A 1,433-nucleotide genomic window follows, 5' to 3' on the forward strand; every position below is an offset into this window, starting at 1 on the left:
CGGGCACTACGACTTCGACATCGACGTACTGGCCGCCTACCGGCCCACAGGGAAAGGCCGGGTCGAGCGGCAGGTGCTGATCGTCCGTGACCATGTCCTGGCCGGACGGGCGTTTTCCTCCGTCGAGGAGATGGACGCCGCGTTCACCGCCTGGGTGCCGCTGCGGCGGGCGAAGGTCCACGGCACCCACGGCGAGGTCATCGGGCACCGCGCCGTCCGCGACCACGTGGCTCTGCGGCCGCTGCCGCGAACACCCTATGTGGTCAGCCAGCGGCATCTGCGGCACGTCGGCAAGGACTGCCTGGTCGCTTTCGACGCGAACCTCTACTCAGTGCCGGCCCGCAAGGTCCGCCCCCGCCAACTGGTCGAGATCCGGGCCACGAAGTCCCAGGTCACGCTGCACTCCACCACACCCGACGCCGGCGGCGAGACCCTGCTGGCCGCCCATCCGCGGGCGGTCGGCCGCGGAGCCCGCATCGTCGATGAGAAGCACTGGGACGGCCTGCCCAGAGGCGACAACCGCCGCGTCACCACGGGCGAAGTCCCCTCCCAGCCCCGCAACCGGGACACCCTGGGCGTCGGGGCCGGTCCGCTGGGCGCTCTGCTGAACCGGGCCGCGGCCACCCGCATCGAGGTCGGCCGCCGCCCGCTGTCGATCTACGACGAACTGACCGGCACCCGCCCCTTCACCACCCCGTCGATGCCGAAGGAACCGTCTTGAGTGAGCTCGTCAGCACCCGTATCCGCACCACGGCCATCAAGCTCGGCCTGCCCCACCTGGCCGAGGCCCTGAGCCAGTACGTCTCGCGGGCGGACGAGGCCAAGATGGGCTACCTCGACCTCATCGACCTGGTCCTGGCCGAGGAACTCGCCGTCCGCGACGACCGCCGCTTCCGCCAGGGCCTGCGAACCTCGAAGCTTCCGCACCACAAAACCCTCGACGACTACGACTTCTCCTTCCAGCCCGAGCTCGACCCGCGCAAGGTCAAAGACCTTGCCACCCTGTCCTTCGTCGAGGGCAAGGCGAACGCGGCCCTCCTCGGGCCGCCCGGGGTCGGCAAGACCCATATCGCCGTCGGGCTCGCCGTCGCGGCCTGCCGAGCCGGCTACTCGATCTACTTCACCAGCCTCGACGACATGGTCCGCAACCTCAGGACCGCCGAGGCCGCCGGCCGTCTGACCAGCAAACTCGGCACCTACCTGCGGCCCAGCGTCCTCGTGGTCGACGAGGTGGGCTACCAGCCCCTGGAACGAGCCGAAGCGAACCTGGTCTTCCAGGTGATCTCCAAACGCTACGAGAAGGGCTCGATCATCCTGACCTCGAACAAGACCTTCAGCGAGTGGGGCCAAGTCTTCGGCGACGAAGTCCTCGCCACCGCGATCCTCGACCGGCTACTCCACCACTGCGACGTGATCGCCATCAACGGCCCCAG

Annotated in this window: 2 protein-coding genes; both read left to right on the forward strand. The window is 69.2% G+C overall.

What is annotated here, in order from left to right:
* Positions 1-721: Mu transposase domain-containing protein (locus ACZ68L_RS46910; RefSeq protein ID WP_469591053.1), on the forward strand; the 721-nt coding region annotated here is incomplete at its 5' end.
* A partial coding sequence (gene istB, locus ACZ68L_RS46915; protein ID WP_469591055.1) for an IS21-like element helper ATPase IstB occupies positions 718-1,433 on the forward strand: 716 nt, incomplete at its 3' end. The genes ACZ68L_RS46910 and istB, both read left to right, overlap by 4 nt.

The sequence above is a fragment of the Streptomyces sp. NPDC104309 genome (assembly GCF_055584025.1).